Raw genomic sequence first — 18,710 nt, forward strand, 5'->3', positions numbered from 1 at the left:
GCCCGGCCACAAGCAGCCGAGACTACTCAGAACAACCCTCTCAAAACAAACGGTCCGAAAAACCCAGACCCCTCCAACAGGCACGCGTTGTATATGAAAGCGCGTGCCTGATCGAGAGTGAAGCTGTTCTTGTCATAGATCCAGCCTCGGTAGTGACTGATACCAGCTGGCAACATTGAAGGAGTGAGCTCTGCGTGGCGCAGGCTCGATAGTTTGGTGATTCCGTGCCGTTTACGTAGCTCTTCGTTGAGGTCCATGCTCAGATCATGCTACTTTGTGGCGCTTTATGTGAGCTGTTTGAAAAATCTGTGGATAACTAAGAAATTTCGCATGCAATTCCTTCCTGGGGTCTTTGGCGAACCTCGAGAAAACCGCATGATTTCAACGATCTGACTTCAAATCTTGAAAGAAGTGTGGGGGAATTGCATGCGACATTGTGGGGTAATTGAGGGTGTGGGGGAGGTGGGGGCACGAGGCTCGGGTGGGGGCACGAGGCTCGGGTCGGGTTACGAGGCCTGGGTGCGCGAGGCCGGGGTGCAGTTCGAGAACGCCGCGTTGTCAAACGCGTTCTGCCAATGGGACGAGCTTGTTTGTTGCCCGTGTCACGGATTACGGTGAGATTGCTGGCATGTCGGTCAGCCGCTGCACGGTCTGCGGTGAGCGGCCAAGCTTCACAGACGATGACACGCGCATACACAACACAAACTAAGGATGCATATGAACGCACTGAAAAAAGTCGCACGTGGTGAGCGGACGACAATCGTCGTCATTGCACTGGTCGCAGCCGTCGCCCTCGTCCTGGGCGTCGGTGGCTTCTTCATGGCGCGCACGTTCCTGACGAGCGCGGACTCGGGAACCACGGCCTCGAAGGCGAGCTCCGATTCAAACGGTGGAATGAGTGGTGCCTCGTCCGGCGAGGCTTCACAGGCGCCCGACACCGCGCCGCAGTCCGAGGCGGCCCCCACCCCGGAGGCCACGGCCTCGAGCATGCCCCCGTGCGAGGACGGCACCTCTGCGCCCGACGGCACCTGCCTGCACCCCGCATCGGTTCAGTGGCTCGACGACCTCCTACCCGACCCGTCCACCGTTGATCGCAAGGACGCTGACGCGGTGTGCTCCGCCTACGTCATCACCAATCAAACGTGGGACGCGTCGCGCGATGTCACAGACGCGTTCGCGTCCATCCGTGCGAGCGTCTACGAAACACCCGAGCTGCAGCGTAAGCACACGCCGACCCCCGAGCTGGTGAAGGGACAGGGCGAGTTCCTGCCGTTGGTGCCGAACCGCTCCCACACGACTGTCACGATTGAGAACATCGGCGTCGAGGGCAGGGAATCGCCCCGCCGCGAAGGCAATGAGTGGGTGAGGCTCGTCAGCTTCACGCGCTCCTACGCGGATGGCTCGCACGAGCCGGTCCGCGAGTTGGTGTTCCTGACCCTGGTCGAGCAGGAGGACGGCACCTGGGCTGTCGGTAACGCCGAGTGGCACTGATTGGCACGAGGCGGGTTGGCTGATGCGTTGTGCCGCGTTGGCTGATGCTGGGTAGCCTCTTCAATTTCGCATGCAATTCCCTGCCGAGGTCTTTTTGGTACCTCGGGAAAACCGCATGATTTCAACGATCTGATTTCAAATCTTGAAAGAGCTGCGGGGGAATTGCATGCGAAATTGGTCGGGGGGATAAGTATCGACGCCGGATAGAGTGAGCGGCTACCCCGTGCGGGGTAGCCGCTCACTGCGTTCAATCGTGCGTGAGGTGGTCGCTTGCTGCGTTCAATCGTGCGTGCGGTAGTCGCTCGCTGCGTGAAGGCCTGCGTGCCTCAGTCGGGCAGGGATGCTCCCGCCTGGGTGAGGAGCGTGCGGATCTGCTCCTCGACGCCCTTTGTGCCGCGACCCACCGCGACCAGCTGGCCGTCCGCGCCCGCGATGTAGTGGGTCGGCCACGCCGTCGCGCCGTAGGCCTTGAAGGCCTCGAGGTCGGGGTCCAGTGCCACCGGGTAGGTGATGCCCAGCTTGTCGATCGACGCGTTCACGACCGCAGGGTCGCGCTCGTAGGCCTGCTGGGGCGAGTGCACGCCCACCACGACCAGGCCGTAGTCCTTGTACTTCTCGTAGATGGCCTCGAGCTCGGGGATTTCGCGCTGGCAGTTCGTGCACGAGCTCGACCAGAAGTCCACCAGCGTCACCATTCCGGACGGCTGGCCCAGGGAATTCAGCCACTCCGAGGCCTGAATCGTCGGCATCACGCCGCAATCCTTCGCGCCGCCGCGCGCGCACTGCGCGAAGTCGGTGCTCGCCTCGACCTCCTTCTCGGGCTCACACGCACCGTCCTCGCAGGCGCCCTCGGTGCCCGCCTCGAGCGAGGCCGTGTAGTCGGGGATCATGCGCTGCAAGGCCATCGGAGCGTCGGTCGCAATGCCCAGCGCGAGCGCGATCATGGCGACGCCCGCCGCAATGCGCAGGGGGCGCTGGCGGGTCTTCAGGAAGCGCGCGGCCACCCCCGACCCGGCGATCGCCACGATCATCAGCGGGATCGACACGCCAATTGCGAAGGAGATGGCCAGGCCGATGATGTGCCAGGTGATCTGCCCGGAGCTCGAGGCCACGATGATCGAGGTCAGCACCGGGCCCGCGCACGGAACGAACGCCGCGCCCAGGACGAGGCCGAGGCCGAAGCCCGCGCTGTCACCCGTCGTACGAGGCGCCAGGCGCGCGAAGGGGCGTTCCAGCACTTCCATCATCTTTGGGACGATCATGCCGATGCCGACGGCCAGCAGTAGGACGATGCCGGTCCAGCGGATCAGCGCCTGCGGCAGGTTCAGCAAGCTCAGCAGCGCCGAACCTGCGACTGTGATCAGCATGAACGAGGTCACGAGGCCCAGGACGATGAGCACCGGGCGGCGCGTCACCGACTCGCCGCTCTGTGCTGCGACAGCTGCCTTCTTGGGTGCCTCGCCGCCCAGGTTCACGCCCGGAGCGAGACGGAAGAGCGACGGATCCACGCCCGCCTTCGCTTCGTCAGAGGGTGCGGAGGAGCGGGCGGCCCCGGCCTCGTTCGAGGAGGACGCGGAGTCGCGCCCGCCCGCGGCGCCCAGGAAGAGCGCGGGTAGGACCGGGAGGATGCACGGGGAGATGCCCGTGATGAAGCCGCCGAGAAGGCCGAGCAAGAGGAACATAGGTTCACCTTACTTGGAAGTGGTTGAAAATGCGCGCTACTTATCGACGGCAAGCATGGCAACCGTTTGGCATGACCGTCCCCTGAAAAGTCGCACGTAATTCGCTCCCTGGCATTTCAAACGTTGAAATAGGATCGTTGAAATCATGCGGTTTTCGGCCGTGCTCTAAAACTGACCGTGGGAAATTACGTGCGAAATTGTGGGGGTGTGGGCGCAGGGATGACGGTGGCGAGGTCGGGGAGCCGGCGGCCCGAAAAACGCGCGAACAGCGCGGTGGCGAGGCCGGGGAACGGCCGGCAGGACTCGCCTACAGCGACAGGATGAGGTCCGCGCGCTCCTTCGTGCGCTCGACCAGCGCCATGTTCGCCGCGTCCACGGTGCGCACCCAGTGCGCCGCGTCCGCGCGGTCGCGCCCAAAGCTCATGTGCCGGTCGATGAGGCGCGATGCGAGCTCCTCGAAAGGCGTGTCGATGAAGACGAGCAGGTCGATGAGGCCGCGCACGTCCGCCCAGCCAGGCAGCTCGAGGCCCAGGTAGTTGCCCTCGGTGATGACGACGCCGTCGACCTCGACGGGCAGGGAGGCGGCGACGGGTTCGTGCAGGTCGCGCCGGTAGTCGGGGGCGAGGACCACGCCGTCCGCGCGGCGCACGCGCCCCAGGAGGGCGATGAAACCGCCCACGTCAAACGTGTCGGGTGCGCCCTTGTGGTCGGCGATGCCGCGCGCCGCCAGCACCGCGTTGGACATGTGGAAGCCATCCATGGGGGCCAGTCCGGCGACGGGGATGCCGGCCTCGGGCAGGGCGCGAGCCAGCTCGGCGGCGATCGTCGTCTTGCCGGTCCCTGGAGGGCCGGTCAGGCCCAGCACGCGCACGGGGTCACCGTTGCGTGCGCGCTCGGCCACGGCCTCGACGATGCGCCGGGTGATCGACGAGGCCTGGGCGCGGCCGGGAGAGGCGGCCGCCTGCCGCCCTGAGCCCGCCCGAGAGGAAGTCACGGCTTGATGACGGGCAGCGTCGACCAGGGGAAGTTGATCCACTTGTCGGTGTGCGCCCACACGTAGTCGGGGTCGATGATGGACACGGGCTTCTTGTAGATGACCGCGCTGCGCGCCTCGACGCGCACGGAGGAGGAGCCGTCGAGAGAGAGGCCGTGCTCGTCGATGAGGTCCATGACCATCTTGAGGGTCTTGCCGGAGTCGGCGACGTCGTCGACGACGAGGACGCGCTTGCCGTTCATCGCGGAGACGTCCATGAGCGGGGGCAGCAGGATGGGTTCGGCGAGGGTCTCGCCGATGCCGGAGTAGAACTCGACGTTCATGGTGCCGATCGCCTTGACGTCCATCGCGTAGGCGATGGCGCCGGCCGGGATGAGGCCGCCGCGCGCGATGGCGACGATCAGGTCCGGGATCCAGCCGGAGTCGACGATCTGCTGGGTGAGCTCACGGGACGCGTCGCCGAAACCTTCCCAGGTGAGGACCTCGCGGTCGGGAGCGGTCGTGGCGTCGGGGCTGGCGGTGGTACCCATGGCTTCCTTCTCTCGGGGGTGTTGGGATCAAGGGTATCGCCGTCGGGTGGGTGTGTGCGCGCCCGCCCGGGTTACAAAACTGTGACGTGGGCATATGCGGGCTGCGGACAGCGTTGTGGGTCTCCAAGGTCAGGGCCGAGGAAGGGGCGAGGAAGGGGTGAGGAAGGGGTGAGGAAGGGCCTGAGAAGTTTCTCCCCGAATATCGCAGGTAATTTAACTCGGTCATTTTTTGAGTATGGCTTAAAACGTTGCAATTCCAACGGTCTGATTTCAAAGTTTGAAAGAGTGAAAGGGGAATTGCATGCGACATTTTTGGGTAAGTGATCGTGTATGGGATCGGTCGGCGGCGGTGCTCACCGCGGTAACGCTAACGACGGCGGCGGAGTGCGGCGAGCTCGCGCTCGTAGGCGCGCCCGGGCGAGGCCGACTTTCCGTGGTGCTCCCACGTGAGGATCAGCGCGGGATCGAAGGCGCGCGAGCACACCCCGCACGAGGAGACGCGGCGCGGCGCCCGGTACAGGCGGCGCGTGGCCCCGCAGCGCGGGCACGTGCCCACCCAGGGCGCATCCGGGGAAGGGAGGGACGAGGGCAGCCGCGCGGAATCCGGGGCACCGAGGGCGCGTGCGGCCCGCTTCCACGCGGCGTCGTGCCCGTGGGCGGGGCCGACGAGGGCGTGGGCGATCTCGTGCAGGATGACACCCCGGATCGTGTCGGCGTCGTACAGGTCGGTGAGCGGCCCCGACAGGCTGATCGTACGCGAGGAGTGCGTGCACGCCCCCGCCCGACGTTTGGCGTGGTCGAAGCGGAAACGCCAATCGACTAGGCCAGAAGCGTCCATCAGGGAGCGCGCGAGGGCACGTGCCTCCTCGCGCTTCACCGCGCCCCCGCGAGGACGCCGAGGAGGCGCTTCATGGAGACCTTGTTGGGCGTGCCCAGGGTCTGGGCGAACATGGACACGCGCAGCTCCTCGGCCATCCACCGCGCCTGCGTGAGCGCGGTGTCTCGGCGGGCGTCGTAGGGCCGACGCTCCAGGGCCTGCCGCGTGGCGGCGATGTCGGCCTCGGCCTGGTGGATGCGATCCATGTCCTCCAGGTCCCGCCTCAGCGCCCCCGGCGACGAGGCGGCGCGCTCGATGCGCACGGCCCCGGCACGCAGGTAACGGGCCAGGTGCGGCAGCGCGAAGGCGGGCGTGGCCGACACGAAGCCCTCGTAGAGCAGTGTCTTGCCGTGGCGGGCGACGTCGTGCGTCGTCTCCTCCAGCGAGGCCTGGGGGTGCGAGCGCACGGCGGCGTCGGCCTCGGCGCTGGCCTCCAGGGCCCGCACGACGTGGGAGAGGATCTGGTAGACGCGGTCCTCGTGCGCGTCGCGCGCGGCCGCCACGAGGGTCTCGAAGGCCTCGGGGTCGCGCACGTCGGAGGGGGTGCTCAGCTCGTCGACGAGGGACAGAGTCGAGGCCAGCTGCGCGTCCGCGACCAGGGCCGCCGTGTCCGCGTAGGGGGAGGCCGCCAGCATGAGGGCCTCGCGGCCCGTCCAGCGCGTGGTCACGCGGTTCGTCGCCAGGGCGATGCGGGACAGGAGCAGGCGGGCGAGGCCGGCGCGGTGCTCGCGGTCGGCCTCGGCGGCGCTGGCCATGACGCGCACGCCCGCCGCCGGGGCCGCCGCGCTGCCCTGGGGGACCAACGCGGGGAAGGCCCGCAGCGTCATCGAGCCCGAGGTCTGGGTGATCGAGCGCGGCAGCGTCGGCATCTGCGTGACGCCATCCGCGTGGAACGCGGGGTCCGGGGACGAGGCCTGGGCCGCGTCACGGGGTCCGGTGCCCGTCGTGGTCGTGCCGCGCGTCGGGGTGGGGGAATTCTCTCCACCACGTGAACCTGCGGAGGTGTCGGTGGGGGAGGTTGCTCCGTCGGTGGTGTTGTTCGCGCCGGTACCAGCGTTTTTCCCCGAGCCTCCGCGCCCGCGCTTGTTCCTGCGCGCCTGCTTCTCCCCGGCCTCCTCGAGGGCCGCGCGCACGGCAGTGCGCACAGCCTTATTCGCGTCGCTGGCGAGAGTTCGCTGGAGATAGGCCAGGTCTTTGCCCGCGCCCAGCTCCTTGCCCGACGCGTCCGTGACGACGAAGGTCATGCGCAGGTGGTCGGGCAGGTGGGCGCGCGCGTGCGCCAGATCTGCCTCGCTCAGGTCCACGCCGCGCAGGACGCGCACCGCGTGGGCGAGGGCCTCCAGGACCGGGCCCTCGGTGAGGGGGCGGGGCTTGGGGGCCTCGGAGGCAGGCGTGTCCGCGCCCTGCTGGGCGGGAGCTGGAGCTTCTTTCTGCGACGCCTTCTTCTGCGTGGCCTTCTTGGGCGAGTTGCGCGTCGACAGCTTGCCCGATGTCGCGCCCCACGCGGCCAGGCGCCCCATCGCGGCATCCAGGCTCAGGGGGTCCGGATCGTCGGCCTGCGCGGCGTCCTTCTGGCCGCCGCGCTTTGCGGCACCGGTACCGGAACCTGCGTTGCCGTCCGCCCGGGTACCCGTCCCGGCCGCATCCGCGTGTGCGCCCGTCGACTCAGCGACGGCCTCGGCCGGCTCATCGCCCGCCTGCTCGATCCAGCGGGCCACCGACGCGGCCACGTCCGGCGCGGGGGCCAGCAGGCGGCGCACGCCCTTGGGCAGGGCACGGATCGCCTCGGTCAGCAGGTCCTCGCGCATGCCCGGCACCAGCCAGTCCGTGCCCTTATCGCTGACGCGCTCGAGCACCTCGATCGGAATGTGCATCGATACGCCGTCGCGTGGGCTGCCCGGCGCGAACTCATAGCTCAGAGCCAGCGACAGGTCGCCGCACTGCCACCGGTCCGGGAAGCCCTCGCCCGAGGTCGCCTCGCGCGGCATCAGCAGGGACGCCGGGTAGATCAGTAAGTCCGGGTGAGAGCGGCGCTCGTCCTTCCACCAGCGGTTGAACGCCGCCGCGCTGGTCACGTGCTCGGGGATCAGGTCGTCGAAGAAACGGAAGCGCGCCTGCTCGTCCGCGACGAGGCCGTGGGTGCGGCTGCGGCGCTCAACCTCGCGCGCCTGCTCCACCAGGGCCTCATTTCGGCGCTGGAAACCGTGCCTCTCCCTCCACTGGCCATCCACCAGGGCGTTGCGAATGAACATCTCGCGGGCCAGCTCGCGGGCCGTCGTCCCCTCGCGTGCGGCCGCCAGCTCCTCGAAATGACGAGGCTCAAACGACCCAGACGACAGCGGATCCTTCGACGCCGACACCAAGCCGGCCGCCAGCGCCTCCAACGACCCCGCGCGCGGAGCGTGAGAGCGCGAGGCGGCCACGGCCTCGTCGATGACGAGATCACCCAAGCGCCCCAGCAGCACCTCGCGGTCCGCCGCCAGCGTGAGCCCGTAGAGGGTCACGCGCTCGCGGACCATCGCCGCGCCCTTCGCGACCGACCAGAACGGTTCCGAATAGGAGCGCTTGAGTAGGCCGCGCGCTGCCGGCTCCACCCACTCCGGGCGGATGCGGGCCACCGTGCGCGCGAACAGGCGCGAGGTCTCCACGAGCTCCGCGGTCATCACCCAGGAGGGGTGACCGCTCACGCCCGAGCCCGGCCAGATCGTGAAGTGCGTGCCGCGTGCGCCCTCGTAGTCGCGCTTCGTCTCATCCCACGACCCCAGGTAGGACAGCAGGCCGACCAGCAGCGAGCGGTGCACCTGGTCCGCGTCCACGCTCGCCGGGCCCTGCCCGTAGGCCAGAACCGCGCGCACGGCCGCGTCCTGCGCGCCGCCGAACTGGGCAGCCTCCACGACGTCGCCCGTCGATGGCTCGCCCACCGGCCCCACGCCGATTCCCAGCGCGCGGGCCATCTGGCGCAGCTGGCCGACGACGTCGCGCCACTCGCGCCAGCGCAGGTAGTGGAAAAACTCCGCGCGGCACAAGCGCCGGAACGCCGAGCCCGACAGGTCGCGTGCCTGCACCGCCAGGTAGCGCCACAGGTTCAGGTAGGTGATGAAGTCCGAATGCGGGTCCGCCAGGCGTGCGTGCGAGGCGTCCGCCGCGCCCTGGTGCTCGGCCGGGCGCTCGCGCACGTCCTGGATCGACAGCGCCGCCACGATGACGAGCACCTCCGAGGCGCATCCCAGGCGCTCGGCCTCCAGCAGCATGCGCCCCAGGCGCGGGTCGATCGGCAGGCGTGCCAGGTCCCGGCCGATGCCGGTGAGCCTGTACTGGGACGAGGCCGGGGCCGCGTCCGCGCTCTCACGATCCTGCGCGAGCGCGCCGATCTCCACGAGGAGGGCCACGCCGTCGCGCACCGCGCGCCGATCCGGGGCGTCCAGGAACGGGAAGTCCTCGACCGCGCCCAAGCCCAAGGACGCCATCTGCAAAATGACGCTGGCCAGCGACGTGCGCAGGATCTCCGGCTCGGTGAAACGCGGACGCGAGTTGTAATCCGCCTGCGAGAACAGGCGGATCGCCACGCCCTCGGCGACGCGGCCACATCGGCCCGCGCGCTGGTTCGCGCTCGCCTGGCTGATCGGCTCGATCGGCAGGCGCTGCACCTTCGTCTTATTGGAATAGCGGGAAATGCGCGCCAAACCCGGGTCGATGACGTAGCGGATGCCCGGCACCGTCAGCGACGTCTCCGCGACGTTCGTCGCCAGGACCACGCGGCGCAGGCGGTGCGGCTCGAAGACGCGATGCTGCTCAGCCGCCGTCAGCCGCGCGTACAGCGGCAGGATCTCGATGTCTCCCGGACGCGCGCCCTTGTCGTCTCCCGCGCGCCGGCCTCGTCCCTTCAGGTGATCGAGGAGGGCCGCCTCCGTGTCGCGGATGTCGCGCTCACCGGGCAGGAAGACCAGGATGTCGCCGTCGCCCTCCGCGCTCAGCTCGTCCACCGCGTGGCAGATCGCGGTCTCCACGTCGATGTCCTCGCCCATGCCGTAGCCCAGCGTCGCCAGCTCGTCGTCCGGGTCCTCCAGGACCAGCTGCATGGGGCCGGACTCGGTGGCCTCGGTGGTTTCGATGATCTCGATGGGATTGTCCGCCTGCGCGGGCGAGGCCTCGGACGTGTACGAGGAGGGCGTCGTCGGGCCGAGCGGACGGTAGCGGATCTCGACTGGGTACGTGCGGCCCGACACCTCGATGACCGGCGCGGGCTCGATCAGGCGACCCGAGCCGGGCGTGCCCTCCCACGTGCCGAAATGGCGTGCGAAACGGTCCGAATCGATCGTCGCCGACGTGATGATGACCTTCAGGTCCGGGCGCGCGGGCAGCAGGCGCGCCACGTAGCCCAGGATGAAGTCGATGTTCAGGCTGCGTTCGTGGGCCTCGTCAATGATGAGCGTATCGTAGCGGCGCAGCATCGGATCCGACTGAATCTCCGCCAACAAGATGCCGTCCGTCATCAGCTTGACGAGGGTCGTGGGGCCGACCTCGTCCGTGAAACGCACCTGGTAGCCGACCACCTGGCCGGGTTCGCGGCCCACGGTCTGGCCCAGCTCGTCGGCGATGCGATCCGCGACCGAGCGCGCCGCGAGCCTGCGCGGCTGAGTGTGTCCGATCATGCCTGCGACGCCGCGGCCCAGCTGCATGCAGATCTTCGGCAGCTGCGTCGTCTTCCCCGAACCCGTCTCGCCCGACACGATGACCACCTGATGGTCGCGGATGGCGCGCGCGATCTCCTCGCGGCGCTCGCTCACCGGCAGGTCCGGGAAGGAGATGACCGGGATTGCCGCTGCGCGCTCTGCTAGCTGCTCCGGCGTGAAGGGCTTGAAGGGACGCGCGTGCTCGCGCGGGCGCCTGCGTCCTGCGTTGCGCGGGCGCGGTTTGCGTGCTTTGCGCTCAGATGAGCGGGGCGTGGCGGAGCGAGAGTCAGGCATGATAGAGCCAGTTTAGTCGCAGGCCAGAGGGGGACGCCGGTCAGGCGGTGGGTGCTTCGCCCTGCAGGTCCTCGTCAAAGCGAGTGACAGGCGGCTCGAGACGCAGCTCCACGAGGTCACGCGCCAGCTGGTCGATCTCCTCGCCCTGATACAACGTCGACCTCCACGAGGCCGGGATGGCCTCGACCCCGTAGAACGCGCCGCCCAGCTGGCCGTAGATCGCGGCGTTCGTGTCCGTGTCGCCGCCCATGTTCGCAATCGCCAAGGTCGCGTCCTTGAAGGACGGGAAATCCAGGAGGCCATGCACCGCCAGGCGCAGGCCGTTGACGATGTAGCCGTTTGTCTCCGCCTCCCACGAGGCGCGCACCTGCGGATCCGGGCTGATCACCCGAGCGGCCATTTCATCGAAAGCCGCACCTGTCGACGCCCATGAGACGTCCATGAGCTGCTCCGGCGACCACCCCAGCAGCGCGCCCACCAGCAGGGCGGCGAACACCTCGGTGGCGGCCTCGGCCTCGAACGAGAAGTGCGTCTCGCGCGCGCTCAGACGCGCGGTGGCAACGACCTCGCGAGGGGAACGCGAGCGGAAACCCGCGATCACCATGGGCGCCAGACGCATGATCGCGCCGTTACCGGCGCTGTTCGTGCGCTCGGCGGTCACCGGCACGCGGCGCTCGTGCTCGTAATCGAACAGCGCGGCGCGCACCTGGCCGCCGATGTCGAAACACCTGTCCGTCGACGAACGGTAACCCTTCGAAAACCACCGCTGGTAGCGGTCCATCACGTCGAATGAGTCGTAGCGGCCCTGCGCCAGCAGAGAATCCGCGATGCACAGGGCCATCGACGTGTCATCCGTCCACTGGCCCGGCTTCAGCAGGAACGGGCCGCCACCCACCATGTCCGTAATCGGCTCGAAAGTCCCCGCCCACTTGAACTCATTCGTGGTGCCCACCGCGTCGCCGACCGCCAGGCCCACCATGGCGCCGCGCGCCCGAGAAAGAAAAGTCGTCATGCCCCCAGTCTCGCATACCGGGTGCACACGTGGGTCCCGGCCGCCGCCCCACGCCTCGCCCGAGGCCAGGGGAACGCGCGAGTCAGCCCCGGCCTCGTCCCCCGAGACCTTCCCGGCCTCATCCCGGTAGAGACGTCAGGAAACCGAGGTGCCGAACAGCAGGCCCAGCAGGTAGGTCACGCCCGCCGCGCCGTAACCCACGAGGAGCTGGCGCAGCGCGCGGGGCGTCGGAGCCTGACCCGAGAGGATGCCGACCACGCCGCCCGTAAACAGCAGGGCGACGCCGACGATCGCGGCCGCGACGGCGATCGCCGCCAGGCCCGTCAGGCCCAGAATGTAGGGGATCAACGGGAAGATCGCGCCCATAGCGAAGAAACAGAACGAGGACAGGGCCGCCTTCGTGGGCGTGCCCACCTGATCTCCCGCGCCGTCCGACTCGGGGCTATCACCGAGGGCCGCGCGCAGCGCGATCGCGCCGGACTCGCCGGTCGCCGGCTTGGCGAGGCGCGCAAAGACCTGCTTCGCGTGCCGCTCAGCCTCCTCCTCGCTCTCGCCGCGCGCGCGGAACACGAGGGCCAGCTCGTTCGCGTCCACATCCAGGTCCGTCACCGCCTGGTGCGCGTCCGGATCGGGGATCGAGGCGTCGAGGAGCTCGCGCTGACTGCGCACACTCACCCACTCGCCGGCCGCCATCGACAGGGCGCCCGCGAGCAGGCCCGACACGCCCGTCAGCAGGACGACGTGCGGCTCCATGCCCGAGGCCGCCACACCCAGCACGAGAGCCAGGTTCGACACGAGGCCATCGTTCGCGCCGAAGACCGCCGCGCGGAACGTGCCCGCCAGCGTCTCGCGGGACTTCGCCGCCAGGGAGCGGATGACCTCGGCGTGAATCTGCTCGTCGGCCTGCATGTGCGCCGGCACATCATCATCCACGTCGCGCGCGGAACGCTGCTCCGCGCGCTGAGCCATCGCCAGAATGAAAATCGTGCCAAAAAGATGCGCGAGGACCGACGCGGCGCGCGTGCGCAACGGCGGCTTCGGGGCGGGCAGGGCGTGCTCACCGAGGCGCGCCAGCCAATACTCCTCGTGGCGGCGCTCCGCCTCCTCGAGCTGCAAGAGGACAGCGCGCTCCTCGCCCGTGCGGCGCTCCGAAAGATCGCGGTATGTGCGAGCCTCCATGCGCTCTTCCGCCAGGTGCTTGCGCCAGCGCTTAATCTGCTCGCGCGTGGGTTCCTGGCCGCTGGTCCGCTGGTGCGCGCTCACGGCCTCGTGACTCATCGCGCTCAACGCTGCGTCGTCGAAGACGTCGCCTGCGCGTCAACCGTCGTCGACGTGGCGGACCCGGCGGAGGGCTGCGTGGCGGGGGCACCGAAAAGGCGTTCCTTCACGGCGTCGGCAACCTTATCGGTCACCTGCTCGCCGCCCGCACGCACGAGGTCGGACATCTTCTGCCCCGCCGCGTCCAAGGGACGAGCAACGACCGGGAAACGGCGCAGCTTCGAGGCATTCGCGCGGATCTGCTCGTAGCGTTCGCGGCCCGCGCGCGTGCCTAGGACGTATCCGATGCCGAGTCCGATGAGGATTCCGGTCTTGGTTCCCATGAATGTCCTTCTCTCGCTGCAAGTTGTGGGCGTCGCATTGGCGCGGGCGGTCGCTGATCCTCGTGGGCGCGCTTCCCACCGGCGCATATGCACCCCATCTTAATGGTGCCGCGTCCCCCGGCGCATGATCCTCGACCTGAGCGGGGATTTTTCTCGGCTCTTTCTCGCGCGGTGTGTCGTCTTGTCACATTTGTGCACAGTATGGTCGCCCCTTCACGTAAGGGGCATGGAAGCGCTATGTTTAACACGTGAGCCAGATAACGATTGAGACGCCCCGGGGAGTATCCCTCTCCGGTACATTCACGCGTCCTGTGGACTGCCGCGATGCTGCGGTGATCTTTTCTCACACCTTTTTTTCGGATCGTCACGCATCGGGCATGTTCGACTCACTCGGTCGCATATTGCGTCGTGCGGGCTATGCGACACTCACCTTCGATTACTCCGGCCACGGCGCCTCGGGCGACGAAATCATCGCCTTCGATCCGTTCATCGAAGACTTCCGCTCCGCCTCTGGATGGCTTGCCGACCAGGGGTTTACGCGCCAAATCTGCATCGGCCACGAGTTCGGCGCCGCCGTCGCGCTGCGCTCCCGCCCGCCCGCCGTGCAGACATACGTGCTGGTCTCCCCGGTCCTCGGCCCCCTGTCCTACGACTGGAACCTCGTGTTCTCCGATGTGCAGCTCTCCGACCTTGAGCGCCACGGCGCCACCACCGTCCCCGACGACTCCGCCTCCGCGCGCCAGCAGTTCACCATCTCCAAGCGCACCCTCGCCGACATGTCCATGGTCTCCGGCGAAAACGCGCTGCGTGGCATCACTGCTCCGGTGCTCATCACGCACGACTCCTTCGACGAGGAAACCGGCCTGCTCGACCGTACGCGCGAAGTCTTCCACCTGCTGCCCGACGGCTCCCACGTCGAGATGACCTCCTTGCCCGACGGTATTGCAGGCGAATACACGCCGGTCGACGGAGTGCCCGTCATCGACGAGGCTGTGGACCGCGCCCTGGCCGCCTCCGGCGCATCGCACCTGCCCGCGCTGACGGATGTCGCGCTCAGGTGGTCGAGCCGCTGGGTGCCTGTGAGCCGCTAGCTGCCCGCGCCGCGTGTGTTGCGGCGCCTGTTATTCCACCTGGTTTTCGGCGTTGCTACGCCCGCCTGATTTCCGGCGTTGCTTGTGGTGCCGCTGGTGTTCCGGGCGCCGTCGGGCCCGGCCGCCCGCGAGATCGCCACACGCGAGCCTAAAGGCTCGGAGTGGTCGATCTCGAGGCCCGCCCTGGCCCTCCGGACCCTCCGGCGCCCTCCACACCAGTGGGTCTTGTGTCGCTGATGTCTGGTTCGGCGCGTCGTCTCGGAGCCTGGCCAGGCCCCGCAGGCCCGCAGGCCCCGCGGTGGGCTCCAATCGGGCGGTTCGTGTGCTGCTGCCCTGACCCTGCGCCACCCTCTGATCCTGCCTCGCCAATTTCGCATGCAATTCCCCTGGGAGTATTTCGAGATTTGAATTGTGATCGTTGGAATTGCAATGTTTCTAGGCTTTGTTGAAAGTTCATTTAGGTGAATTGCATGCGAAATTGGGGGAGGGGCGCGTTGGTGGGTGAGGTGGGGTGTTGGTGCGTGACTTTTTTCGCCCTGCTCGGCTTGGTGGTGGTGGAAGCGGTATAAAACTCTCCCTGCTGGCGCAAAATGCGTCGAAAATGGGTATTTCGGGTGTGCCGGGAGAGTTTTGTACCGGGTGCGGCCGCCGGGCTGCGTGCGGGGAGAGTTTTGTACCGGCACCGGCCCTGGATCCGGTACAAAGTTCTCCCGGCATGGCTTGTTATTGGCGTGAGCGCGAAATAGTTCGCCCGGCGCACCCAAAATGGCCTAAAATCAGCGTTTTTTGGCGTGCTGGGCGAACTTTTTCGCGGAAGTGCCCAAGAGGGCGGGTTGCTGGGCGAACTTTTCGCGGGGGTGCCCAAGAAGGTGGGTTGCCGGGCGAACTCTGTCGCGAGTGGGCCCGAGAAGGCCCCATGCTGGACGACCTTCGTTCGGCATATTGTGCCCCGCCGACGCCAGACACCTACCAGCCGCGCACCAGCTCCACGAGAGTCGGGGATGTCAGCCACTGCCTGGTGCCGAAGGAGGACACCGACACCGCGGCCACGGCCGACGCGAAGCGGATGAGGCGCTCCGGATCTGCGTCCCCGCCGCGCTCGATCGCCCACGTGAAAGCCCCATGGAAGGCGTCGCCCGCGCCCAGCGTGGACGCGTCCGGAACAGCGTCAACGGGAACCTCTCCGGTTGCGCCATCCCACCAGTACTGCACGGAGCGATCCCCGCGCGTGCGAACCGTGCGCGTGATGCCGAAGCCCCGCAGGAACTCGGCGACCTGCGCCCCGTCCGGGCGCGCCATGAGAGGCGGCGCGAAATCCTCGGACACGACCGCAATGTCGACGAAGCCCAGCAGGGGAGTGAGCCAGTCCTTCCACGAGCCGCCGTCCATGATGCGCGGGTGCGGCGGGCGCGCCTCGAGAGGGGCGAACGGGTCATCCCCGTCGACGTCGGGAACCCCCAGCGTGAGTGCCGCGTGCGCAAGCGCCGGGTTGTGCCCGTCGATGAGGACCGCTCCGACGCGCTCGGGCAGCTCGGCCGCGACGCGCCCCGCATCCGCGTCAAGCCGCGCGTTCGTGGAGGCCACCATGCGTCCGCTCGGGTGCTCGATGATCGAGGACACGGCGGGCTCTCGCGTCGCAGGGGACGAGGCCGGGGCTGCGTCGCGCTGGCCGGGCTCGGTGGGGTTGTGTCCCGCCTCAGTTGACGAGGAAGAAAACGCCGTCGCGTCCAGCACGCGCACGCCTGCGGCCGCCAGGTCGGCGGCGAGGAAGGCTGACACTGGGCCCTCGCCGAGCGCCGTCAACAGCGTGGGCGCTTCCGCGGAGGGAACCACAGTGCAAGAGGTGGCCCCGGCCTCGTCGTCAGAATCAGAGAGAACGCGCGAGGCGGCGCTCAGGGCCGCGTACGTGACGGCGGCGTTCGTCGCGGGACCGCCGGCGGCCATCGTGAAGTCCGTTGACGTGACCTTGAGGAGCGGATCCGGCACGTGGTCGAGGCGATGCAGGACGTCCAGGGTCGTGAGCCCGGCGAAGAGTGCAGTCATGGGGACATTGTCGCACCCGGTGGGAGCGTGAGACGGGATGGCCGGGGCTCTCGCTGACAGAACGACAAACCCTGTAGCATATGAACAACGACACTCATCGACTCCTCCGGATCGCCATGCACCTGCTCGACGCCCTGAATAATTCCCTGCCCGAGGTCTTCCGAGCCATTGACCTCATGGGCGTGCTCCTCAATGGCATCCTCGGCGGCAAGGTTGCCCGAGAGCGCAACTTCGATGCCGTCGGCTTCTGTATTCTCGCGATCATGACGGCGCTCGCGGGCGGCATGATTCGCGACCTGCTCCTGACCACGCGCACGGGCGCGCCCGTGGCCATCACCGACCCCTACTACCTGTGGTTCGCGATCATCGGCGCCCTCGTGGCGATGGCTTTCCGCATGGATTCGCGCGTGTGGTCGGTCCTCCTGGTCATTGCCGACGGCATGGTGCTGGGCTGTTGGAGCGCGACCGGTGCGATCAAGACCCTCGACGCGGGGTTCGCGATCATGCCGGCGATCCTCCTGGGCATCATGACGGCGATCGGCGGCGGCATGGTCCGCGACATTTCCGCAGGCCTGGTCCCGCGCGTCTTCGGCGGCAACAACCTCTACGCGACCCCGGCGTTCGCGTGCTCGCTGGTGACGGTTCTCTTCTGGTACATGGGGCAGCCGGTCCTCGGCATGGGTGCCTCGATCATCGTGGGCCTCGTCTTTACGGGTATGGCGCACTGGCGCCGCTGGAGGCTCCCGCAGACCCGCGAGTGGACCATCACTCTCACATACTCTCAGTTGAAAGCTCTGCGTCGGGGCAGGCGTTAGTATGGCGGTGTGACTCCCCAATCAACACCCGTTTCTTCCACTCCCGCCGAGCCGGAGGCGGCCTCCGGGCGTAAGCGTTTTAAGACGTGGCACCTGTCCATGATGGCCCTCGGCCTCGCGATCGGCGCCGGTTTCTTCCTGGGCACGGGTTCGGCGATCCACCAGGCCGGACCTGCCGTCATCGTGTCCTATACGGTGGCCGCGTTTATCGTCGTGTCGGTCATGCTGGCCCTCGCGGAGCTGGCCTCGTCTCTACCCACGACGGGTTCCTTCTCGTCATACGCCGAGGCCGGGATCGGCCGCTGGGCAGGCTTCACGATCGGATGGCTGTATTGGGTCATGCTCATCATGGTGTCGGGCCTGGAGGTGACGGGCGCGGCGACGTTCTTCGTCGGCTGGTTCCCGGATATCCCGCAGTGGGTGGTGGCCCTCGTTATTGTCGTCGTTATTGGCGGCATTAACCTGCTGTCCGCCGGACAGTATGGCGAGATCGAGGCATGGCTGTCGATGGTGAAGATCGTCGCGATTATCGCCTTCCTGTGTGTGGGCGTGTACCTGGTTGCGCGTACGGCGATTGTCGGCCCCCTGCCCGGCCACGAGGGAGTGTGGCAGAACATTTCGGGGCACAACGGGTTTATGCCCAATGGCCTGTCGGGTATCGCGGTCGCGCTCTTGGCAGTCATTACGTCTTTCGGTGGCCTGGAGATCGTGACGATCGCTGCGGCCGAGGCCGAGGATCCCCGCGCCGCGATGAGCAGCGCGATCCGCTCGGTCGTTACCCGCATCCTCGTGTTCTACGTCGGCTCCGTCATCCTGCTGATTGCGCTGCTGCCGTGGGACGGCGAGGCCATGAAGACGAACGCCTTCGCCGCTGTGCTCGAGATGGCTGGCATCCCCGCGGTCGGCACGCTCATGAACGTCATTATTTTCATGGCGCTGATCTCCGCGTTTTCCGCGAACATCTACGCCTCCTCGCGCATGGCCTATTCGCTGTCGGCGCGAGACATGGGGCCGCGCTGGCTGCTGGGTGCTGCCGCGTCCAGCAAGGCTCGCGCGCGCTCGGTCGTCGAGGCCGCCCTCGAGGATGACGAGGCCGTCCTGGCCTCCGAGATGGAGGGTGACATCGAGGCCGGGCGGACCCCGAAGCGCGCGGTCGGCCTCGTCGTGGTCTTGGCGCTGCTGGCGGTCCTGGGTAACTGGTACCTGCCCGGTTCGATCCTGACGATTCTCATCAACGCGATCGGCATGGTTCTGTTGATCGTGTGGACGTTCATCATCATTTCGCTGATGCGCCTGCATCCGTCGCTGGAGCGCTCGGGCTCACTGGTGATCCGCATGCCGGGGTGGCCGTGGCTGCCGTGGCTGGTCCTCGCGGGCCTGGGCGGTATCGGTGTCCTCATGCTCATGAGCGACGAGGGCCGGGCTCAGCTGGTCTCCATGGGTGCCCTGACGCTCATCATCGTGGCCGTCTACTTCGTGCGCCAGCTGCTGGGCGCGCGCACCAAGGCCTAGTTATCCACAGGCGCCGCCCGCCGGGACGCAGATGCCGGCGGGCGGGTGCATCATGAGGGCATCCCGAACACCGTGTCGGGGTGCCCTCACCGTGT

General features: G+C 67.8%; 13 protein-coding genes. 4 read left to right on the forward strand and 9 right to left on the reverse strand.

Going from position 1 to position 18,710, the window contains the following annotated elements; all coding sequences use genetic code 11:
- Positions 1-717 precede the first annotated feature (717 nt).
- Positions 718-1,491: a hypothetical protein gene (locus QP415_RS06565; protein WP_048675764.1), complete on the forward strand. Its 774-nt coding sequence runs from the start codon at positions 718-720 to the stop codon at positions 1,489-1,491.
- Between the two features lie 326 nt (positions 1,492-1,817).
- Here QP415_RS06565 and QP415_RS06570 read toward each other — a convergent pair whose 3' ends face one another.
- From QP415_RS06570 to QP415_RS06605, 8 genes are all read right to left on the reverse strand, one after another.
- The gene (locus QP415_RS06570) at positions 1,818-3,173 is read right to left on the reverse strand and encodes a cytochrome c biogenesis protein/redoxin (RefSeq protein WP_285099482.1); all 1,356 of its coding nucleotides are present in this window, start codon (positions 3,171-3,173) and stop codon (positions 1,818-1,820) included.
- A gap of 307 nt (positions 3,174-3,480) precedes the next feature.
- A complete protein-coding gene (locus QP415_RS06575; RefSeq protein ID WP_285099483.1) occupies positions 3,481-4,167 on the reverse strand; it encodes an AAA family ATPase in 687 nt (228 codons plus the stop codon).
- The gene (locus tag QP415_RS06580; protein ID WP_048675756.1) at positions 4,164-4,697 is read right to left on the reverse strand and encodes a phosphoribosyltransferase; all 534 of its coding nucleotides are present in this window, start codon (positions 4,695-4,697) and stop codon (positions 4,164-4,166) included. Before QP415_RS06580 ends, QP415_RS06575 begins: the two co-directional genes overlap by 4 nt.
- A gap of 367 nt (positions 4,698-5,064) precedes the next feature.
- Positions 5,065-5,574 (reverse strand): SprT-like domain-containing protein, encoded by a 510-nt coding sequence (locus QP415_RS06585; RefSeq protein WP_285099484.1) that lies wholly within the window; start codon positions 5,572-5,574, stop codon positions 5,065-5,067.
- On the reverse strand, positions 5,571-10,541 hold the full coding sequence (locus tag QP415_RS06590) for a DUF3418 domain-containing protein (RefSeq protein WP_285099485.1): 4,971 nt from the start codon (positions 10,539-10,541) through the stop codon (positions 5,571-5,573). Before QP415_RS06590 ends, QP415_RS06585 begins: the two co-directional genes overlap by 4 nt.
- Positions 10,542-10,581: 40 nt before the next feature.
- The gene (locus QP415_RS06595) at positions 10,582-11,553 is read right to left on the reverse strand and encodes an ADP-ribosylglycohydrolase family protein (protein WP_285099486.1); all 972 of its coding nucleotides are present in this window, start codon (positions 11,551-11,553) and stop codon (positions 10,582-10,584) included.
- A 135-nt stretch (positions 11,554-11,688) separates the two neighbouring features.
- Positions 11,689-12,831, reverse strand: a complete 1,143-nt coding sequence (locus tag QP415_RS06600; RefSeq protein ID WP_016460812.1) for a VIT1/CCC1 transporter family protein — start codon at positions 12,829-12,831, stop codon at positions 11,689-11,691.
- Positions 12,832-12,836: 5 nt separating this feature from the next.
- Positions 12,837-13,154, reverse strand: a complete 318-nt coding sequence (locus QP415_RS06605) for a YtxH domain-containing protein (protein WP_285099487.1) — start codon at positions 13,152-13,154, stop codon at positions 12,837-12,839.
- A 248-nt stretch (positions 13,155-13,402) separates the two neighbouring features.
- On the opposite strand from QP415_RS06605, the gene QP415_RS06610 reads away from it, so the two are divergent.
- Complete coding sequence (locus QP415_RS06610) at positions 13,403-14,245, forward strand: alpha/beta hydrolase (protein ID WP_285099488.1); 843 nt, start codon at positions 13,403-13,405, stop codon at positions 14,243-14,245.
- A gap of 966 nt (positions 14,246-15,211) precedes the next feature.
- On the opposite strand, the gene QP415_RS06615 is transcribed toward QP415_RS06610, so the two are convergent.
- Positions 15,212-16,288: a PfkB family carbohydrate kinase gene (locus tag QP415_RS06615; RefSeq protein ID WP_285099489.1), complete on the reverse strand. Its 1,077-nt coding sequence runs from the start codon at positions 16,286-16,288 to the stop codon at positions 15,212-15,214.
- Between the two features lie 116 nt (positions 16,289-16,404).
- On the opposite strand from QP415_RS06615, the gene QP415_RS06620 reads away from it, so the two are divergent.
- A complete protein-coding gene (locus tag QP415_RS06620; RefSeq protein ID WP_016460817.1) occupies positions 16,405-17,103 on the forward strand; it encodes a trimeric intracellular cation channel family protein in 699 nt (232 codons plus the stop codon).
- 9 nt (positions 17,104-17,112) lie between these two features.
- Entirely contained in the window at positions 17,113-18,615 is a 1,503-nt protein-coding gene (locus QP415_RS06625) for an amino acid permease (RefSeq protein WP_285099490.1), read from the forward strand.
- The last annotated feature ends 95 nt before the right edge of the window (positions 18,616-18,710 follow it).

It is taken from the genome of Pauljensenia sp. UMB3104, assembly GCF_030217285.1.
Classification (GTDB): Bacteria; Actinomycetota; Actinomycetes; order Actinomycetales; family Actinomycetaceae; genus Pauljensenia.